The organism is Neisseria leonii (assembly GCF_028776105.2).
Classification (GTDB): Bacteria; Pseudomonadota; Gammaproteobacteria; order Burkholderiales; family Neisseriaceae; genus Neisseria; species Neisseria leonii.
Genome location: NZ_CP145606.1, coordinates 1,431,562 through 1,450,565, shown reverse-complemented (window position 1 = coordinate 1,450,565; position 19,004 = coordinate 1,431,562). Strand labels below are relative to the sequence as shown.

General features: G+C 53.5%; 14 protein-coding genes and 1 tRNA gene. 8 read left to right on the top strand and 7 right to left on the bottom strand.

Features of this window, described 5'->3' with window-relative positions:
* Nucleotides 1-132 precede the first annotated feature (132 nt).
* Both rpoB and rpoC read left to right on the top strand, forming a co-directional pair.
* Complete coding sequence (gene rpoB, locus ORY85_RS06945; RefSeq protein ID WP_274572544.1) at nucleotides 133-4,317, top strand: DNA-directed RNA polymerase subunit beta; 4,185 nt, start codon at nucleotides 133-135, stop codon at nucleotides 4,315-4,317.
* A 113-nt stretch (nucleotides 4,318-4,430) separates the two neighbouring features.
* Nucleotides 4,431-8,612 carry a DNA-directed RNA polymerase subunit beta' gene (rpoC, locus tag ORY85_RS06940; RefSeq protein ID WP_274572545.1) on the top strand — a complete coding sequence of 1,394 codons (4,182 nt, stop codon included), beginning with the start codon at nucleotides 4,431-4,433 and terminating at the stop codon, nucleotides 8,610-8,612.
* A 67-nt stretch (nucleotides 8,613-8,679) separates the two neighbouring features.
* On the opposite strand, the gene ORY85_RS06935 is transcribed toward rpoC, so the two are convergent.
* Nucleotides 8,680-8,907, bottom strand: a complete 228-nt coding sequence (locus tag ORY85_RS06935) for a hypothetical protein (RefSeq protein WP_274572546.1) — start codon at nucleotides 8,905-8,907, stop codon at nucleotides 8,680-8,682.
* Nucleotides 8,908-8,922: 15 nt separating this feature from the next.
* Between ORY85_RS06935 and ORY85_RS06930 the strand changes: the two genes are divergently transcribed.
* Nucleotides 8,923-8,998 (top strand) — tRNA-Lys (locus ORY85_RS06930).
* Between the two features lie 245 nt (nucleotides 8,999-9,243).
* On the opposite strand, the gene fba is transcribed toward ORY85_RS06930, so the two are convergent.
* From fba to ORY85_RS06900, 6 genes are all read right to left on the bottom strand, one after another.
* The gene (fba, locus tag ORY85_RS06925) at nucleotides 9,244-10,308 is read right to left on the bottom strand and encodes a class II fructose-bisphosphate aldolase (protein ID WP_274572547.1); all 1,065 of its coding nucleotides are present in this window, start codon (nucleotides 10,306-10,308) and stop codon (nucleotides 9,244-9,246) included.
* 403 nt (nucleotides 10,309-10,711) lie between these two features.
* Complete coding sequence (locus ORY85_RS06920) at nucleotides 10,712-11,548, bottom strand: hypothetical protein (protein ID WP_274572548.1); 837 nt, start codon at nucleotides 11,546-11,548, stop codon at nucleotides 10,712-10,714.
* Nucleotides 11,549-11,629: 81 nt separating this feature from the next.
* A complete protein-coding gene (locus ORY85_RS06915; protein WP_274572549.1) occupies nucleotides 11,630-12,361 on the bottom strand; it encodes a hypothetical protein in 732 nt (243 codons plus the stop codon).
* 84 nt (nucleotides 12,362-12,445) lie between these two features.
* The gene (locus ORY85_RS06910; protein ID WP_274572550.1) at nucleotides 12,446-13,186 is read right to left on the bottom strand and encodes a hypothetical protein; all 741 of its coding nucleotides are present in this window, start codon (nucleotides 13,184-13,186) and stop codon (nucleotides 12,446-12,448) included.
* Nucleotides 13,187-13,527: 341 nt separating this feature from the next.
* On the bottom strand, nucleotides 13,528-14,706 hold the full coding sequence (locus ORY85_RS06905; protein ID WP_274572551.1) for a phosphoglycerate kinase: 1,179 nt from the start codon (nucleotides 14,704-14,706) through the stop codon (nucleotides 13,528-13,530).
* Nucleotides 14,707-15,266: 560 nt separating this feature from the next.
* Entirely contained in the window at nucleotides 15,267-15,746 is a 480-nt protein-coding gene (locus tag ORY85_RS06900; RefSeq protein WP_274572552.1) for a TlpA disulfide reductase family protein, read from the bottom strand.
* A gap of 375 nt (nucleotides 15,747-16,121) precedes the next feature.
* Here ORY85_RS06900 and arsC point away from each other — a divergent pair, with 375 nt between their 5' ends.
* The 5 genes from arsC to ORY85_RS06875 all read left to right on the top strand — a co-directional run bounded on the left by arsC (nucleotide 16,122) and on the right by ORY85_RS06875 (nucleotide 18,853).
* Nucleotides 16,122-16,487, top strand: a complete 366-nt coding sequence (gene arsC / locus ORY85_RS06895; RefSeq protein ID WP_274572553.1) for an arsenate reductase (glutaredoxin) — start codon at nucleotides 16,122-16,124, stop codon at nucleotides 16,485-16,487.
* A 3-nt stretch (nucleotides 16,488-16,490) separates the two neighbouring features.
* On the top strand, nucleotides 16,491-17,174 hold the full coding sequence (locus tag ORY85_RS06890; RefSeq protein WP_274572554.1) for a YdcF family protein: 684 nt from the start codon (nucleotides 16,491-16,493) through the stop codon (nucleotides 17,172-17,174).
* Nucleotides 17,175-17,194: 20 nt separating this feature from the next.
* Nucleotides 17,195-17,617 carry a CopD family protein gene (locus ORY85_RS06885; protein ID WP_274572555.1) on the top strand — a complete coding sequence of 141 codons (423 nt, stop codon included), beginning with the start codon at nucleotides 17,195-17,197 and terminating at the stop codon, nucleotides 17,615-17,617.
* Nucleotides 17,618-17,642: 25 nt separating this feature from the next.
* Entirely contained in the window at nucleotides 17,643-18,182 is a 540-nt protein-coding gene (locus ORY85_RS06880; protein WP_274572556.1) for an N-acetyltransferase, read from the top strand.
* Nucleotides 18,183-18,337: 155 nt separating this feature from the next.
* The gene (locus ORY85_RS06875; RefSeq protein WP_274572557.1) at nucleotides 18,338-18,853 is read left to right on the top strand and encodes a CYTH domain-containing protein; all 516 of its coding nucleotides are present in this window, start codon (nucleotides 18,338-18,340) and stop codon (nucleotides 18,851-18,853) included.
* Nucleotides 18,854-19,004: the final 151 nt, after the last annotated feature.

Genomic DNA, 19,004 nt, shown 5'->3' with positions numbered 1-19,004 from the left:
CGTAATTTACCTGTTTGGTAATTTTATCAGGTAAATAATTGTAAATTTCATATTAAGGCCGTCTGAAAGCAGACGGCGGATCCGATTAGTGTCCTGTTATTTGTGTCTTCTCATCAAATGGAGTATTCCGCAATGAGTTATTCGTTTACCGAGAAAAAGCGCATCCGCAAAAGTTTTGCGAAGCGCGAAAATGTCTTGGAAGTGCCGTTTCTGCTGGCTACCCAGTTGGATTCTTATGCCAAGTTCCTGCAACAGGACAAACCCTTCGACCGGCGTGATGACGAAGGTTTGCAGGCCGCATTCAACTCCATTTTCCCGATTGTGAGCCACAACGGTTATGCCGAGTTGGATTTTGTCCATTACACTTTGGGCGAGCCTTTATTCGATATTCCCGAATGCCAGTTGCGCGGCATTACTTATGCGGCTCCGCTGCGTGCGCGTATCCGCCTGAAAATTTACGACAAAGAAGCTTCCGCAGCATCTAAGACTTTGAAGGAAATGCGGGAAAACGAAGTATACATGGGCGAAATTCCGCTGATGACACCGAGCGGATCGTTTGTGATCAACGGTACCGAACGGGTAATTGTTTCCCAGCTGCACCGTTCGCCGGGCGTGTTTTTCGAACATGACCGGGGTAAAACCCACTCTTCGGGCAAGCTGCTGTTCTCTGCCCGCATTATCCCTTACCGCGGTTCTTGGCTGGATTTCGAGTTTGATCCGAAAGATCTGCTCTATTTCCGTATCGACCGCCGCCGCAAAATGCCGGTGACCATTCTGCTGAAAGCATTGGGTTATAACGACGAGCAGATTCTTGAAACGTTTTACGACAAAGAAACCTATTATCTGTCGAAAGACGGTGTGCAGACCGATCTCGTTGCAGGCCGTCTGAAAGGCGAAACGGCCAAGCTGGATATTGTAGACGGTGAAGGCAATGTATTGGTGCAGGCGGGTAAACGCATCACGGCGAAAAATATCCGCGATATTGAAAAGGCCGGTTTGAAACGCCTGACGGTCGATGCCGATTCGCTCATCGGTAAGAGCTTGGCCCGCGATGTCATTGTGCCGGATACCGGCGAAGTGCTGGCAACGGCCAACGATGAGGTTACCGAAGAGCTGCTGGCACAATTCGATATTCACGGTATCGGCGAAATCCAAACGCTGTATATCAATGATCTGGATCAGGGCGGCTATATTTCCGCCACCCTGCGTACCGACGAGACTGCCGACCAGCAGGCTGCCCGTGTGGCGATTTACCGCATGATGCGCCCGGGCGAACCGCCTACGGAAGAAGCGGTGGAATTGCTGTTCAACCGCCTGTTCTTCAACGAAGAAAGCTATGACCTTTCACGTGTAGGCCGTATGAAATTCAATACCCGCACCTATGATCAGAAACTCAGTGCCGATCAGACGGCCTCGTGGTACGGCCGCCTGCTGAACGAAACCTTTGCCGGTGCGGCAGAGAAGGGCGGCTATGTTCTGAGCGTGGAAGACATTGTGGCATCCATTGCCACATTGGTGGAGCTGCGCAACGGTCACGGCGAAGTCGATGACATCGACCACTTGGGCAACCGCCGAGTGCGTTCGGTCGGCGAACTGGCGGAAAACCAGTTCCGCAGCGGCCTGTCGCGTGTCGAGCGTGCCGTTAAGGAACGTTTGAACCAGGCCGAAGCCGATAACCTGATGCCGACTGATCTGATTAACGCCAAGCCGGTTTCCGCCGCGATTAAAGAATTTTTCGGTTCCAGCCAGTTGAGCCAATTTATGGATCAGACCAACCCGCTGTCCGAAATTACCCACAAACGCCGCGTATCGGCTTTGGGCCCGGGCGGTCTGACCCGCGAGCGCGCGGGCTTCGAGGTGCGCGACGTTCACCCCACCCATTACGGCCGCGTCTGCCCGATTGAAACGCCGGAAGGTCCGAACATCGGTTTGATCAACTCGCTGTCGGTTTATGCGCGCACTAACGAATACGGCTTTTTGGAAACGCCGTACCGCCGCGTGGTGGACGGCAAAGTAACCGACCAAATCGATTATCTTTCCGCCATCGAAGAAGGCCGCTACGTGATTGCGCAGGCTAATGCCGATTTGGACGAAGCGGGCAACCTGACCGGAGATTTGATTACCTGCCGCGAAAAAGGCGAAACCATTATGGCCACTGCCGACCGCGTTCAATATATGGACGTGGCCACCGGACAAGTGGTATCGGTAGCCGCATCGCTGATTCCGTTTTTGGAGCACGATGATGCCAACCGCGCCTTGATGGGTGCGAACATGCAGCGTCAGGCCGTACCTTGCCTGCGCGCGGAAAAACCGATGGTCGGCACAGGCATCGAGCGCGATGTTGCGGTCGATTCGGCTACGGCCATCGTTGCCCGCCGAGGCGGTGTCGTTGAGTATGTCGATGCCAACCGCGTGGTGATCCGCGTACACGATGATGAGGCAGTGGCCGGCGAAGTGGGTGTGGATATTTACAATTTGGTGAAATTTACCCGCTCCAACCAATCTACCAATATCAACCAGCGTCCGGCCGTGAAAGCGGGCGACGTGCTGCAACGCGGCGATTTGGTGGCCGACGGTGCATCAACCGATTTGGGCGAACTGGCTTTGGGGCAGAACATGACCATCGCCTTTATGCCGTGGAACGGCTACAACTACGAAGATTCGATTCTGATTTCGGAAAAAGTGGCCGCAGACGACCGCTACACGTCTATCCACATTGAAGAATTGAATGTCGTGGCCCGCGATACCAAACTGGGTGCGGAAGATATTACCCGCGATATTCCGAACCTCTCCGAGCGCATGCAGAACCGTTTGGACGAATCGGGCATCGTGTATATCGGTGCCGAAGTGGAAGCGGGCGATGTGCTGGTGGGCAAAGTAACCCCCAAAGGCGAAACCCAGCTGACACCGGAAGAAAAACTGCTGCGCGCCATTTTCGGCGAAAAAGCCTCCGATGTGAAAGACACTTCGCTGCGTATGCCCACAGGCATGAGCGGTACGGTGATTGACGTGCAGGTGTTTACCCGCGAGGGCATCGAGCGCGATAAACGCGCCCAAGCGATTATTGATGCCGAGCTGAAACGCTACCGCCAGGATTTGAGCGACCAGCTGCGTATTTTCGACAATGATGCTTTCGACCGTATCGAGCGCATGATTGTCGGCCAAAAAGCCAACGGCGGGCCGATGAAACTGGCCAAAGGCAGCGAAATCACCAAAGACTATCTGACATCCCTGCCGAGCCGCCACGACTGGTTCGATATCCGTATGGCCGATGAGGGTATTGCCAAACAGATCGAGCTGATTAAAGGCAGTCTGGCCGACAAGCGTCAGGAAGCCGACGAGCTGTATGAGATCAAAAAGAAAAAAATGACCCAAGGCGACGAATTGCAGCCGGGCGTACAAAAAATGGTGAAAGTCTTCATCGCCATCAAACGCCGTCTGCAAGCAGGCGACAAAATGGCCGGCCGCCACGGTAACAAAGGCGTGGTGTCGCGCATTCTGCCGGTAGAAGACATGCCGTATATGGCCGACGGTCGTCCGGTGGACATCGTGCTGAACCCCTTGGGCGTACCGAGCCGTATGAACATCGGTCAGATTCTCGAAGTCCATTTGGGCTGGGCAGCCAAAGGCATCGGCGAGCGCATCGAACGTATGCTGGCCGAACAGCGCCAGGCAGGCGAAGTGCGCGCATTCCTGAACCGGCTGTACAACGGCAGCGGTAAGAAAGAGCAGTTGGACGAGTTGAGCGACGAAGAAATTATCGCCTTGGCCGAAAACCTCAAACGCGGCGCGACCTTTGCTTCGCCGGTGTTCGACGGTGCGCATGAAGACGAAATCAAAGCCATGCTGGAACTGGCTTATCCGAGTGATGACGAGCAGGTGCGGAAGCTGGGCTTCAACGACAGTAAAACCCAGATTACCCTGTACGACGGCCGTTCGGGCGAAGCCTTCGACCGCAAAGTAACCGTCGGTGTGATGCACTATCTGAAACTGCACCACTTGGTAGACGAGAAAATGCACGCCCGTTCGACCGGCCCGTACTCGCTGGTTACCCAGCAGCCCTTGGGCGGTAAAGCCCAGTTCGGCGGCCAGCGTTTCGGCGAGATGGAGGTGTGGGCACTGGAAGCCTACGGTGCGGCTTACACATTGCAGGAAATGCTGACCGTGAAGTCGGACGACGTTACCGGCCGTACCAAAATGTACGAAAACATTGTCAAAGGCGAGCACAAAATCGATGCCGGTATGCCGGAATCGTTCAACGTATTGGTGAAAGAAATCCGTTCGTTGGGCCTGGATATCGATTTGGAACGTTATTGAATACCGGAACGGTTTTCAGACGGCCTCACAGTCCGACCGCAGGCCGTCTGAAAAGCAAGTTATGGGAGAAGGCCGTCAAGGCCGTCTGAAAACCCGTTCCCCAAGGAGCAAAAATGAATTTAGCAAATCTGTTTAATCCGTTGCAGTCTGCCGGCATGGAAGAAGAATTCGATGCCATCAAAATCGGCATCGCATCGCCGGAAACCATCCGCTCATGGTCTTACGGCGAAGTGAAAAAGCCCGAAACCATCAACTACCGCACGTTCAAACCCGAGCGCGACGGCCTGTTCTGCGCCAAAATTTTCGGCCCGGTGAAAGACTACGAATGCTTGTGCGGCAAATACAAACGGTTGAAATTCAAAGGCGTTACCTGCGAAAAATGCGGCGTGGAGGTTACCCTGTCCAAAGTGCGCCGCGAGCGCATGGGCCATATCGAACTGGCTGCACCGATTGCACACATCTGGTTCTTGAAATCGCTGCCGTCGCGTTTGGGTATGGTGCTGGACATGACCCTGCGCGACATCGAGCGCGTGCTGTATTTCGAAGCCTTTGTCGTGATTGATCCGGGCATGACTCCGCTGCAACGCCGCCAGTTGCTCACCGAAGAAGACTATTATGCCAAGTTGGATGAATACGGCGACGACTTCGATGCCAAAATGGGTGCCGAAGCCATCCGCGACCTGTTGGCCAAAATGGATGTTGAATCGGAAACCGGCCTGTTGCGCCAAGAGTTGGAATCGACCGGTTCGGATACCAAAATCAAAAAAATCGCCAAGCGTTTGAAAGTGTTGGAGGCATTCCAGCGCAGCGGCATGAAGCTGGAATGGATGATTATGGACGTGCTGCCCGTGCTGCCGCCGGATCTGCGTCCGTTGGTACCTCTGGACGGCGGCCGTTTCGCCACCTCCGATTTGAACGATCTGTACCGCCGCGTCATCAACCGCAACAACCGCCTGAAACGTCTGCTGGAACTGAATGCCCCCGATATTATCGTGCGCAACGAAAAACGCATGTTGCAGGAAGCTGTGGACAGTCTGCTGGACAACGGCCGGCGCGGTAAAGCGATGACCGGTGCCAACAAACGCCCGCTCAAATCTCTGGCCGATATGATTAAGGGCAAGGGCGGCCGTTTCCGTCAAAACCTGCTGGGTAAGCGTGTGGACTATTCCGGCCGTTCTGTGATTACCGTCGGCCCCTACCTGCGCCTGCACCAATGCGGCCTGCCGAAAAAAATGGCTTTGGAGCTGTTCAAGCCGTTTATTTTCCACAAACTGGAACTGCGCGGTCTGGCTTCTACCGTTAAGGCGGCCAAGAAATTGGTCGAGCAGGAAGTGGCGGAAGTGTGGGACATCCTCGAAGAGGTCATCCGCGAACATCCGATTATGCTCAACCGCGCGCCGACACTGCACCGCTTGGGTATTCAGGCATTCGAACCGATTTTGATCGAAGGCAAAGCCATTCAGCTGCACCCCTTGGTCTGTGCCGCGTTCAATGCCGACTTTGACGGCGACCAAATGGCCGTCCACGTTCCGCTGAGTCTGGAAGCGCAAATGGAAGCGCGCACGTTGATGCTGGCTTCCAACAACGTTCTGTCCCCCGCCAACGGCGAGCCGATTATCGTCCCGTCGCAGGATATTGTTTTGGGTCTGTACTACATGACCCGCGACCGCATCAACGCACCGGGCGAGGGCAGCCTGTTTGCCGATGTGAAAGAAGTACACCGTGCCTATCACACCAAACAGGTCGAGCTGGGCACCAAAATTACCGTGCGCCTGCGCGAATGGGTGAAAAACGGCGAGGGCGAGTTCGAGGCGGTGGTGAACCGCTATGAAACCACCGTCGGCCGCGCGCTTCTGTCCGAGCACCTGCCCAAAGGCCTGCCGTTTGAATACATCAACAAGGCATTGAAGAAAAAAGAAATCTCCAAACTGATTAATGCGTCGTTCCGCTTGTGCGGCCTGCGCGATACCGTCATTTTCGCCGACCACCTGATGTACACGGGTTTTGCGTTTGCGGCCAAAGGCGGCATCTCGATTTGTGTGGACGATATGGAAGTGCCCAAAGAGAAAACCGCGCTGTTGGCCGAAGCGCAAGCCGAAGTGAAGGAAATCGAAGACCAATACCGTCAAGGTTTGGTCACCAACGGCGAGCGTTACAACAAAGTGGTGGATATTTGGGGACGTGCGGGCGATAAAATCGCCAAAGCCATGATGGATAACCTTTCGACCCAGAAAGTCATCGACCGCGAAGGCAGAGAAGTCGATCAAGAGTCGTTCAACTCCATCTATATGATGGCCGATTCGGGTGCGCGCGGTTCGGCAGCCCAGATTAAGCAGCTTTCCGGTATGCGCGGCCTGATGGCCAAGCCGGACGGCTCGATTATCGAAACGCCGATTACGTCGAACTTCCGCGAAGGCTTGACCGTATTGCAATACTTTATTGCGACACACGGTGCGCGCAAGGGTTTGGCGGATACGGCACTGAAAACCGCCAACTCCGGTTACCTGACCCGCCGTCTGGTAGACGTTACCCAAGATTTGGTGGTAGTGGAAGACGATTGCGGCACTTCAGACGGCTTTATGATGAAAGCCGTGGTACAGGGCGGCGACGTGATCGAACCGCTGCGCGACCGTATCTTGGGCCGTGTGGCCGCTCAGGACGTGGTAGACCCGACTTCGGGTGAAACCATGGTTGAAGCCGGTGTGATGCTGACCGAACAGTTGGTGGATATGATCGACAATTCGGGTGTGGACGAAGTGAAAGTACGCACGCCGATTACCTGTAAAACCCGTTACGGTTTGTGTGCCAAGTGTTACGGCCGCGATCTGGCGCGCGGCAAACTGGTGAACTCCGGCGAGGCTGTGGGCGTCATTGCCGCGCAGTCCATCGGTGAGCCGGGTACTCAGCTGACCATGCGTACCTTCCACATCGGCGGTGCGGCTTCGCGTGCGGCGGCAGCCAGCCAGGTGGAAGCCAAATCAAACGGTACCGCCCGCTTTAACAGCCAAATGCGTTATGTGGCCAACAACAAGGGCGAACTGATTGTCATTGGCCGTTCTTCCGAAGTGGTGATTCACGACGACATCGGCCGCGAGCGCGAACGGCACAAAGTGCCTTACGGCGCGACGCTGCTGGTGCAGGACGGCGAGGGCGTGAAAGCCGGCCAAACGCTGGCGACTTGGGATCCGCATACCCGTCCGATGATTACCGAACATGCCGGCCGCGTGAAGTTTGAAAACGTGGAAGAGGGCGTTACCGTGGCCAAGCAGACCGACGAAATCACCGGTTTGTCCACGCTGGTGGTTATTGACGGCAAACGCCGTTCGTCCAGCACGTCCAAGCTGCTGCGGCCGACTGTGAAGCTGATTGACGAAAACGGCGAAGAGGTGCTGATTCCGGGTACCAATACCGCTGTTTCGATGGCCTTCCCGGTGGGGGCGGTGATTACCGTACGCGAAGATCAGGAAATCGGTAAAGGCGACGTGCTGGCACGTATTCCGCAGGCTTCGTCCAAAACCCGCGACATTACCGGCGGTCTGCCCCGTGTAGCCGAACTGTTTGAAGCGCGCATCCCGAAAGATGCCGGTATGCTGGCCGAAGTAACGGGGACGGTTTCGTTCGGCAAGGAAACCAAAGGCAAGCAGCGTCTGATTATCACCGATGTGGACGGTGTGGCCTACGAAACCCTGATTTCCAAAGAGAAACAGATTCTGGTGCACGACGGTCAGGTGGTGAACCGTGGCGAAACCATTGTCGATGGTGCCGTGGATCCGCATGACATTCTGCGTCTGCAAGGCATCGAAGCCCTGGCACGCTACATCGTGCAGGAAGTGCAGGAAGTTTACCGTCTGCAAGGTGTGAAGATTTCGGACAAACACATCGAAGTCATCATCCGCCAGATGCTGCGCCGCGTGAACATTGCCGATGCGGGCGATACCCGCTTTATCACGGGCGAGCAGGTGGAGCGCGCCGATGTCATGTTGGCCAATGAGAAAGCCGAAGCGGAAGGCAAAGAGCCGGCACGTTTCGACAATATCCTGCTGGGTATTACCAAAGCCTCTCTGTCCACAGACAGCTTTATTTCCGCCGCATCGTTCCAAGAGACCACCCGCGTGCTGACAGAAGCGGCGATTATGGGCAAACAGGACGATTTGCGCGGTTTGAAAGAAAACGTGATTGTCGGCCGTCTGATTCCGGCCGGTACCGGCCTGACTTACCACCGCACCCGCCGCCGCCAGTGGGCGGAACAGGCAGGAGCAGCTGTCGAAGCAGAAGCGGCCGAGCCGCAGGAGTAAGCACCGTTTTCAGGCAAACCGCCTGCCGAAATACCGGCAGGCGGTTTTTTGTTGTGGGCAGTCCGTTTCAGACGGCATAGGGCGGTGCCGAGGCCGTCTGAAAACGGAGTAGGGTGCAGTTTTTGCGCAGCAGAAAGAACTGTGGGTTTACGTAGGCAGTAACGGCGGAAGAAGGCATATCAGGCAGCTGTACATGCTCGAAGCCGATGGAAAATATTGTCAGATAAAACAGTTTTTTAACTTGAACGGTATCAATTGCTGATGCTTTGGCTTGACGATAAATAAATGTCTGCATATAATACACTCTTTCGGGTCGTTAGCTCAGCCGGTAGAGCAGCGGACTTTTAATCCGTTGGTCGAAGGTTCGAATCCTTCACGACCCACCAGCATTTTGAAACCCCAAGCCTAGGCTTGGGGTTTATTGTTATGGCATTTCCGGGCACACTGTGGCGTTGGCAACCTGTTATCGGGCAGTGTGCATGGATTGTGCGGGAAACCGAAACCGATTGCTGCCGTTGCCCACATGCCCCGAATATCGGAAACGGTATTGTGATCCGATTTTTGTCGGGCAGCCAAAGGCCGTCTGAAAACGGGAATCTGTGTTTTCAGACGGCCTTTGGCGTTTTGGGGGTTATTTGACAATCTGTTTCAGCTCGCCTTTGGCATATCTGGCGGCCATTTTTTCCAGTGAAACGGGTTGGATTTTGCCGGCTTGGCCTTCGCAGCCGAACGCGGTGTAGCGGTCGATACAGATCTGCTTCATCGCTTTGACGCTTTCGGCCAGATATTTGCGCGGGTCGAATTCGGCGGGGTGCTCGGCCATGTAACGGCGGATGGCACCTGTGCTGGCCAGGCGCAGGTCGGTGTCGATATTGACTTTGCGCACGCCGTGCTTGATGCCCTCGACGATTTCTGCCACCGGCACGCCGTAGGTTTCGCCGATGTTGCCGCCGTGTTCGTTGATGACTTTCAGCCATTCCTGCGGCACGGAGCTGGATCCGTGCATGACAATGTGGGTGTTGGGCAGGGCGGCATGGATTTCTTTGATGCGGTCGATACGCAGCACATCGCCTGTGGGCGGGCGGCTGAATTTATAGGCACCGTGGCTGGTGCCGATGGCAATGGCCAGCGCGTCCACACCGGTGTCTTTCACAAAGCGGGCGGCATCTTCCACGCTGGTGAGCATTTGGTCGTGCGAGAGTTTGCCGGCTGCGCCCACGCCGTCTTCTTCGCCCGCTTCGCCGGTTTCCAGATTGCCCAAAACGCCGATTTCGCCTTCTACCGATACGCCGCAGGCATGGGAAAATTCGACGACTTTGCGCGTTACTTCGACATTGTATTCATAGCTGGACGGGGTTTTGCCGTCTTCCAGCAGCGAACCGTCCATCATCACCGAGCTGAATCCGAGCTGAATCGAGCGTTGGCAGACATCGGGCGATGCGCCGTGGTCTTGGTGCATGACGACGGGAATATGCGGAAATTCTTCAATGGCGGCCAAAATCAGATGACGCAGAAACGGCGCGCCCGCATATTTGCGCGCGCCCGCGCTGGCCTGCACAATCACCGGTGCGTTCACTTCATCAGCGGCTTCCATAATGGCGCGCATCTGTTCGAGATTATTGACATTGAAAGCGGGCAGGCCGTAGCCGTGCTCGGCGGCATGGTCGAGCAGCTGGCGCATGGAGACGAGTGCCATTTGAAACTCCTGTATCTGTGTAGTGGAATGTAGCGGCTATTATAACAGGCAGCGGTGCGGAAAATACAGCACTTGGGCGTGCGGAAAGCGGGGAGGGGCAGGTGGTTGTACGAGAGAAAAGGCCGTCTGAAATGGCGTAGCTGAAATAGCTTATGTAGGCCGGATACTTGTATCCGACAAAATTCTTTCCAAAAATATCCTTTCCAATCCCCAGAAATCAATCTCATTTAAAATATAGAGAAATCGATAAGCAACAACAACTGATAAAAAATGCGATCAATAACTTTTTCTTTATGATGATGCGGGCAAAAAGAATCGATAAGGTTAATATTCCATCCGCCCAATATGACCATTCATATTCAGGAAGTCTAGCGAGAGAGACATATTTGAGACAGGTTTGCGGCTATGGATTTGATTTAAACTTGAGTTCTCCTACTTTTTCTATCAACATCGGCTCTGTACCAAATTGCTGATAATTGTGTAAGTCTTGCTCTGCTTGCTGATAAATTTTTTGTCGCTCGGGATTGAGGGGATCCGCATCTACAAGGATTTTCAGCTTACTCACACGCTCACTTAATTGCCGGATAAATTTTTGCCGGTGTTCCTCTTGGATATGACGAGCGAATTCACTATCGCCTGTATTTAAAATTATCGGCCAGTCTTCTAAGCCCTTTAAATACAATACCTCAAATTTTTCCCCGAGCTTTGGATAGCGCACAAACTTGTCTTTAGGATGAGTGGGCACTACGCGACTTTGCGTAGGCAAAGGAATATCGCTAGACTTCAAAAAATAGTTTTTATGCATTTTTCCATGCACATCAACAAACGAAAACATACAACGAAAGATTTTGTTATGCTCCTCACGGTTGGGATTACCAATCTCAGAAGTCATTTCCATCAATGCATCCGCACGTTCTCCATAACGTGCAATGATTTTACAACATCGTGGCCAACTAAGAAAATCAATGACTATTGCCACCAGAAAAGAAAGGGCTAGAACAATAAGTAACAATTTCAACAACGTTAACCCTGCCGTCAAATAAGCACTCCAATCTCCTCCACTCGCCCTAAAAAATTCTCCCCCAGTCTTTCCAAAAACATCCTCTCCAATCCCCAGGAATAAATCCCATTTAAAATACAGAGACAGCAATAAATAGCCACAACTAATAAAAAACGCGATTAAAAACCTTTTCTTTATGATTATGCGTACAAAAAGAATCGATAAGGTTTTCATACTCATTATATCCCCTCTGCCTAATATGATAGTTCATATTTATGCAGTCTAGTGATGCTAAATGACATGACTGCGACAGCTTTGTGGCTATGGATTTGATTTAAACGCGAGTTCTCCGCTTACTTTTTCTATCAACATCGGCTCTGTACCAAATTGCTGATAATTGTGTAAGTCCTGTTGTGCTTGTTGATAAAGCCTTTGCCGTTCCGGATTGTGGGGGTCGGCATCCGCAAGGATTTTCGCTTTGCTTACACGATCACTTAATTGCTGAATAAAGTTTTGTTTACCATCCTCTTGAATAGAGCGCACAAATTCACTTTCCCCTGTATTTAGAATCATTGGATATTTTTCTAATCCCTTTAGGTACAAGACTTCAAATTTTTCCCCCAGTTTTGGATAGCGGACAAACTTTTCTTTAGGGTAAGTAGGCATTGCGCTACTTTGAGCAGGCCGCGGACTATATCGGATTTCTAGAAAGCTCTTTTTATGCTTTTGTCCAGAAGCATCGACGAATGAAAACATATAGCGGATAAGTTCCCTATTCTCTGCCCGATTAGCATTCACAATTTCAGAAGAGGACTCCATCATCGCATCCGCACGTTCCCCATAAGATCCGATTATCAATCGGAGAAACCACCACCGGGCATAAAAATAAAGACCGCTACTCACCAACCACAATGGGAATGCAGTACCCCAAATATTAGATTGACCATCTGGACTATATCGCCAAATACACCAAGCAATCAATAGGCTAGTTAAAATAGCTAATGGCCATACTCTTACAATCAAATGAGCAAAAAGAATTGATAGTATTTTCATTCTAGTCTTCCATCTACCTAATATGACAATTCATATTTATGCAGTCTAGCGCGAGTAAATGACATGACTGTGACAGGTTTTTGGCTATGGATTTGATTTAAACGCAAGTTCTCCTCTCACTCTTTCTATCAACATAGGCTCTGTGCCAAATTGCTGATAATTGTGTAAATCCTGTTGTGCTTGTTGATAAATCTTTTGTCGCTCGGGATTATGTGGGTCGGCATCTAAAAGGTATTTGGCATGACTGACGCGATATTCCAGTTTCCAAATAAACTCTTTTTTATATTGCACTCCGATACTGCGGGCAAATTCACTGTCTCCCGTATTTAAAATCACAAAATACTTAGGATTACCCGGAATATATTTCACCTCAAATTCTTCATCAACCTTCGGATAGCGGACAAACTGTCTGGTCGGATATGTCAAATTACCTCTTGGGGTATCAAGCCTATCTTTATCATAAACCCAAAAAAAGGAATGATACGGTTTGCCGTCTGCCTGCAAAATCACATAGTGGTATCGATAATACGGAGTACCCTCGCTACTACGACTTGTGATGATTTTGGTCATTTTCCCTTTACCAAGCACACCGTGTTGATAAATCAACTGATTACTTCGGCGAACCCGAAAATTATAAAGACCAAAGGTAAGGAATGCTGATAGCATAATCAGCACAAATGCAGCTACAACGTAAAATGCTTCACTAAATCCAAGTTTTTTTATAACCGATGAACCCAAAAGTGCAAACGATATTGTTATTGAAGATATGAAAAGAAAAAATAAAAATCCTTGCGTTCTTAATAGAAAAAGTTTTATTTTTAGCAAAATATTACTCCTTAAAACTTGGCTCAGTTTGGAGAGCCAGTCTATCGGAAGTAAATGGCATGATTGTGACAGGTTTAGGACTATGAGTCGGGTAACCGGCATGAGACATCAAACAAAAATCGGATTTTACAATCCGACCAACCCATCATGCCATTTTCAGACGGCCTGATATATTGCGGACTCAAAGTCCAGTAGGTCGGATATGCTCCGTTTTGGCTTTGCTGAAACGGTACTTGACGTCGCACCGTTTCAGCTTCTCAGAAATGGTGCGGCGCGCTATTTTAGCTGCGCAGAAACGGTGTTTTGCACCGTTTTCAGACGGCCTGTGCGGGACGGGTGGTTTAGCGGGCGAATGGTGCCAAAGCGGCTACGGCAGGCAGGGTTTTGCCTTCCAGAAATTCCAAAAACGCGCCGCCGCCGGTGGAGATATAGCCGATTTGGTCGGCAATGCCGAATTTGGCGATGGCGGCCAGGGTGTCGCCGCCGCCCGCAATCGAGAAACCGCTGCTCTCGGCCACGGCTTTGGCCAGTGTCTGCGTGCCGCCGGCAAATGGGGCAAATTCAAAAACGCCGACCGGGCCGTTCCAGACAATCGTACCTGCTTTGCGGACGATGTCGGCCAGTACGGCGGCCGATTGGGGGCCGATGTCCAAAATCATATCGTCATCGGCCACATCGGTAACGGATTTGGTTTCGGCTGCGGCGTTTTCGGCAAATTCTTTGGCGGTTACCACATCTTCGGGCAGCGGAACGATGCCGCCTTTGGCCGCCATTTTGTCGATGATTTTTTTCGCCTCGTCCACCAAATCCGGTTCGGCCAGTGATTTGCCGATCGGTTTGCCCGCAGCCAGCAGGAAGGTGTTGGCGATGCCGCCGCCGACAATCAGCTGGTCCACTTTGTCGGCCAGACTGTCCAGAATGGTGAGTTTGGTGGACACTTTGCTGCCGGCCACAATGGCCACCATCGGGCGGGCGGGTTGTTGAAGTGCTTTGCCCAAAGCGTCCAACTCTTCGGCCATCAGAATACCGGCGGCAGCACGCGGTGCGGCGGCGGCCACGGCTTCGGTGGAGGCTTGTGCGCGGTGGGCGGTGCCGAATGCATCGTTGACGAACAGGTCGCACAGGGCGGCATAGGCTTGGCCGAGCGCGGCATCGTTTTTCTTTTCGCCCGGGTTGATGCGTACGTTTTGCAGCAGCGCCACTTCGCCCGCCGCCAATTGCGGACGGTTTTCGCGCCAGTCGTCCAGCACGCGCACGTCCTGTCCCAGCAGTTTGCCCAGATGGGCGGCCACGGGCGCGACATCGTCTTCGGGACGGTATTCGCCTTCGGTGGGGCGGCCAAGATGGGTCATCACAATGACCGCCGCGCCGTTGTCCAGACAATAGCGGATAGAGGGCAGCGAGGCGCGGATACGGGTGTCGTCGCTGATGGTGCCGTCTTTCAGCGGGACGTTGAAGTCGGCACGGATTAACACGGTTTGGCCGCGGACGTTTTGATCGGTCAGTTTCAAAAAGTGCATGATTTCTCTTCTTCTCTGATGGATTGTGATGGACGAAGCGGAATTATCGAATGTTTTGGGCGGCGGGACAAGCAGGCCGTCTGAAACGGTGCGGCTAAGGTATCGGCGTTTCGGTTTGGCGGGCGGGGCAGCGGTTGGGCGTTTTGATGGGCGGGAATCTGTTTTCGTAGACAGGATAACGGTTCCGACCGTATCGGGTGGTGTCGGATTTAAAAATCCGGCCTACTTTTCAGTAAAGGTTTTAACCGGCAGAAACTTACCGTTTTCTTTTCAGCCCGCAGATCCCGTACAGTCGTAGGTCGGATGGTTTCAATCCGACATGATGTGTTCACGGCATAATCTTCTGTTTCCGTCCGCACCTGCCATATATAGTAGGTCGGATTTTCAAATCCGACTATTTTCAAATCTGGCCGTGTATTTTTTGTCGGATACCGGTATCCAACCTACATGGGCTGAACCGAAACCCGCTTCGCTCGTTTTAGCTCCGCAGAAACTGCACTACGCTTGTTTTAGCTACGCAGAAACGGTGCTGCGCACCGTTTTCAGACGGCCTGTGGGTGTTAGCGGCGGGCGGTTTTGCAGCGGCTGCGTACCAATTTGACCGCTTCGTCCAGTTTTTTGCCGTCTACTTCGCCCGTGATGCTGTGCTTGAATGAGCAGTTTCGCGCTTCAATCAAGGTGTAGGGAATGCCGCCGACGGTGTTGCCCAATGCGTTCATCCAGGCGCGGCTGTCGTTGCCGGTATAACGCCAGACAGGATAGTTCACCGGCGTGGTGCGCAGAAAGCGGGCGATATTGGCTTCGCTGTCGAGCGCGATACCGATTAAGGCCACCGAACCTTTGGGCTGTTTGGCATACCATGCCGACATCAGCGGCATTTCTTTGCGGCAGGGGGCGCACCATGCCGCCCATAAGTTGATGACGGTAACCGGTGCGCCGGTTTGGCTGCGCTGTTGCGGGCGGTTGTCGGGAAAGGACACCAGTTCGGACGCGGCGGCGGGCAGGGCGGCGGCCAGCAAGGCGGCAAGCAGGGTTTTCACGGGAGCTCCTGATAAGGCGGGTAAGGCGGTATTGTAACCTGTTTGGCGGGTGTTTTTTTGCGCGGGGACAAAAGGCGTACGGCTGTGCGGCAGACAAGGCAGCGGCAAGCGTGTAAAATGGCGTAAAGATATATTGGCCGTCTGAAAACGGTGCGCAGCACCGTTTCTGCGTAGCTGAAACTTAGAAGATTGTAGGTCGGATTTTCAAATCCGACTTGGTTTCTTTTGTCGGATACAAGTATCCGACTACAATGAGGAGCGTAGCCAGGTTCAAACGGGTAAGGCTGGTTTGTACGGTTGAAGGGATTTCAGACGGCCTTTCCCGGGCAGTTTGACTTTTGGTTTCTGATTGCGGTGATAAAGGGGGAGAAAATCATGGGCGAAGTGGTGCTGTATCACAATCCGCGCTGTTCCAAGTCGCGCGAGGCTTTGGACTGGCTGCGGCAGAACGGTTATGCCGTGCAGGTGGTGGAATATCTGAAAACGCCGCCCGATGCGGATACGCTGGCGCGTCTGGCCGCCATGCTGGGCGCGGAAGATGTGCGCATGATGATGCGGCGCAAGGAGGCGGCGTATCGGGCGGCGGATTTGGATCATCCCGATTTGACGCAGGCGGCATTGCTGGCCGCGCTGGCGGCCGAGCCGGTGTTGTTGGAGCGGCCGCTGGCGGTGTACGGCGGACGGGCGGCCATCGGGCGGCCGTTGGAAAAGATTGCCGCGCTGGTGGCAGAGGCCGTCTGAATCATGCGTTTCCCGTTCAAACGGCCCGGCCGCACCCTGTGGCGTTACGTCTGGCGCGGAATCAAGCTGAGTGTGTTGGCGGCGGTGCTGCTGTTTCTCTGGTGCGGGGGCGAGGTGTATTACTATGCGCAGCAAACGCTGCCGGAAGATTACCGCGGTGATGCGGCGGTGGTGCTGGGGGCGGCGGCGTGGGATGTGCGTCCCTCGCCGGTGTTCCGCGAACGGATTAATCATGCGATTGTACTGTATCAGAGCGGCAAGGTCGGCAAACTGGCGTTTACCGGCGGGACGCCCAAGCCCGGGTTTATGACCGAGGCCGAAGTGGGACGGCGTTATGCTTCGCGCCAGGGTGTACCGCTGCGCGATATGGTGCTGGAAAACACCTCGCGCGATACTTACGGAAATCTGCGCAATATCCGTCCGGTATTGGCCGGTCAGGGTTTGGGGCGGGTGGTGTTGGTCAGCGACCCGTTTCATTTGGCGCGTGCGGCGGCGATGGCGCGCCGTTTGGGTTTGGCGGCGGACTTATCGCCCACGCCCACCACGCGTTACAGCAAAGGGTGGGAAAAGTGGCGGTTTTGGTGGCAGGAAACTTCGCTGCTGTTTGCATATTATGTGGCGGATTGGGGCGGCCGCCTGCTGGATTGGGTTGTACCGTCGGCGCGCCGTCTGCCGGATTCCGAATAATTTCCTGCTGAAAGTGTTTTATGTATTTGTGGTTCAAACTGCTGCATCTTTTTTTTATCGTCGGCTGGTTCGCCGGTCTGTTTTACCTGCCGCGCATTTTTGTCAATCTGGCCCAAACCGATCCGGCCGACAAGGGGGAATACCGGCGGCTGCTGGGTATGGCGCGGCGGCTGTGGAAATTTATGACGCCGCTGGGCATCGGTGCGCTGGTGTGCGGTTTGGCGATTCCCTTTCTGACCGGCTGGTGGCGGCAGGGCTGGGTGCATACCAAAATCACCATCGGTGTGATTCTGCTGGCCTACCATTTCTACTGCTACCGTCTGCTGCTGGATTTTCAGGAAGAGCGCAACCGCCATTCGCATACATGGTTCCGCGTGTTTAACGAAATTCCCGTATTGTTTCTGATGGCGGCACTGTATCTGGCCGTGTTCAAACCTTTTTAAGATTTTTTAAGATTGAGGAGCCGGTATGACGGCAATCCGCAGCCTGACGGCTCATGATGCCGGTCTGGTGCAAACCCTGTACGGGCAGACACCGGATTATTTTCTCAATATCTCCGGCCGACCGGCCGAACCCGGTTCCGCCCGGGAAAATCTGACGCAGTTTCCGCCCGGTATCAGCGGTGCGCCGATTCTGTTGGGCGCATTCGAGGGTAGCCGTTTGGTCGGCATACTGATTGCCGTGGTCGGCTTTCCGACTGCGCAAACCGCGCATATCGGCCTGCTGCTGGTGCACCCCGACAGTCGGGCGCGCGGTGTGGGGCGGGCTTTGCATGAGGCTTATTTGGCGCGGCTGGATGAGCGCGCCGGTATTCGGACTCTGCGTTTGGGCATCGTGGGCAGCAATGCCCGTTTGGCCGAGCCGTTCTGGCGTTCGCTCGGTTATGAAGACAGCGGCGCGCGCAAGCCTTTTCAATTGGGTGCGGTCACTAGCGAAGTGCGGATTTTTACCCGTGCCCCAGTGCGCCCTAACGGCTGCCATAGAGCAGGTAGGCCGTCTGAAAAGTAGGTCGGATTTTCAAATCCGACATTGTCCGACATTCATTTTTTGTCGTGATTTTTGCCTGTTTCCGGCAAAAAGCAGCCCGCCGCCAAATCATGTCGGATTTAAAAATCCGACCTACTTTTCAGACGGCATTTTGATGGAATAAACGGAATATTTTGATGAGTAACGCAAATATCGAAATCGAACGCCGCTTTCTGCCGGCGCATGACGGTTGGCGGGCGGTGGCGGGGACGCCGCGCCTGATACGGCAGGGCTATTTGAGCGTGGATCAGGCGTGCACCATTCGGGTGCGCATTATCGGCAATCGGGCTTGGCTGACTTTGAAAGGCTACCTTTCCGACGTGTCGCGCAGCGAGTTTGAATACGAAATCCCGCCGGCAGATGCGGAAACCATGATGCGCACGCTGTGCCCGTTCCGTCTGGAAAAACACCGCTATGAAGTGCATGAGCAGGGTCATGTATTTGAAATCGACGAGTATTTCGGCGACAACGCGCCTTTGGTGGTGGTTGAACTGGAATTGGCCGATGAAAATGCCGGTTATCCGCGCCCCGATTGGCTGGGTGCGGAGATTACCGCGCACGGCCGTTACACCAATGCGTATTTAAGTACCCGCCCTTATTCGGCATGGACGGCTGAGGAACGTGCCGTTCCCGCCGACGGCCAGGGGGCGTAAAAGCCGCAAAAGCACACCGCCGCTGTTCAGACGGCATCTTTTTGTTGCATCAAGACGTTTTTTGCTGCAAACTTTTGAAAAGATAGGTAACGGAATCGGCAGGTGTGCCGCTACCGTTCCTTTTCTTTATCCTGTTAAATGTTTCATGTGA

Excerpts from the sequence above, each read along its gene's own strand:
- rpoB (WP_274572544.1), top strand. The coding sequence starts at position 133 with ATGAGTTATTCGTTTACCGAGAAAAAGCGCATCCGCAAAAGTTTTGCG.
- rpoC (WP_274572545.1), top strand. The coding sequence starts at position 4,431 with ATGAATTTAGCAAATCTGTTTAATCCGTTGCAGTCTGCCGGCATGGAA.
- ORY85_RS06935 (WP_274572546.1), bottom strand. The coding sequence starts at position 8,907 with ATGCAGACATTTATTTATCGTCAAGCCAAAGCATCAGCAATTGATACC.
- fba (WP_274572547.1), bottom strand. The coding sequence starts at position 10,308 with ATGGCACTCGTCTCCATGCGCCAGCTGCTCGACCATGCCGCCGAGCAC.
- ORY85_RS06920 (WP_274572548.1), bottom strand. The coding sequence starts at position 11,548 with ATGAGTATGAAAACCTTATCGATTCTTTTTGTACGCATAATCATAAAG.
- ORY85_RS06915 (WP_274572549.1), bottom strand. The coding sequence starts at position 12,361 with ATGAAAATACTATCAATTCTTTTTGCTCATTTGATTGTAAGAGTATGG.
- ORY85_RS06905 (WP_274572551.1), bottom strand. The coding sequence starts at position 14,706 with ATGCACTTTTTGAAACTGACCGATCAAAACGTCCGCGGCCAAACCGTG.
- arsC (WP_274572553.1), top strand. The coding sequence starts at position 16,122 with ATGGGCGAAGTGGTGCTGTATCACAATCCGCGCTGTTCCAAGTCGCGC.
- ORY85_RS06890 (WP_274572554.1), top strand. The coding sequence starts at position 16,491 with ATGCGTTTCCCGTTCAAACGGCCCGGCCGCACCCTGTGGCGTTACGTC.
- ORY85_RS06885 (WP_274572555.1), top strand. The coding sequence starts at position 17,195 with ATGTATTTGTGGTTCAAACTGCTGCATCTTTTTTTTATCGTCGGCTGG.
- ORY85_RS06880 (WP_274572556.1), top strand. The coding sequence starts at position 17,643 with ATGACGGCAATCCGCAGCCTGACGGCTCATGATGCCGGTCTGGTGCAA.
- ORY85_RS06875 (WP_274572557.1), top strand. The coding sequence starts at position 18,338 with ATGAGTAACGCAAATATCGAAATCGAACGCCGCTTTCTGCCGGCGCAT.